The 465-nt window shown below is 55.1% G+C and carries 1 protein-coding gene; it reads left to right on the top strand.

Annotated features, from left to right (window positions below):
• Nucleotides 1-465: hypothetical protein (locus F927_RS17300; RefSeq protein WP_005086805.1), on the top strand; the 465-nt coding region annotated here is incomplete at both ends.

The following is a 465-nucleotide window of genomic DNA, read 5'->3' on the forward strand; positions in this document are numbered from 1 at the left end:
TGGCATTGGCGGTGACGGTAGTCCGCTTGACCTGATCACTGGCATCATTGGCGGTATCGGTGGCATTGGTGGTGACGGCAGTCCACTTGATCTAATCACTGGCATCATTGGCGGTATCGGTGGCATTGGCGGTGACGGTAGTCCGCTTGACCTGATCACTGGCATCATTGGTGGTATTGGTGGCGGTGACGGCGGTTTACTAAGCCCAATCACTGGCATTATTGGTGGTATCGGTGGCATTGGCGGCGATGGTAGTCCGCTTGACCTCATCACTGGCATCATTGGCGGTATTGGTGGCATTGGTGGTGACGGCAGTCCACTTGATCTGATCACTGGCATTATTGGCGGTATCGGTGGCATTGGCGGTGACGGTAGTCCGCTTGACCTCATTACTGGTATCATTGGCGGTATTGGCGGTGGTGATGGCGGTAGCCCTCTGGATATCTTGACAGGCATCATTGGTGG

The organism is Acinetobacter haemolyticus CIP 64.3 = MTCC 9819, from assembly GCF_000369065.1.
Classification (GTDB): domain Bacteria; phylum Pseudomonadota; class Gammaproteobacteria; order Pseudomonadales; family Moraxellaceae; genus Acinetobacter; species Acinetobacter haemolyticus.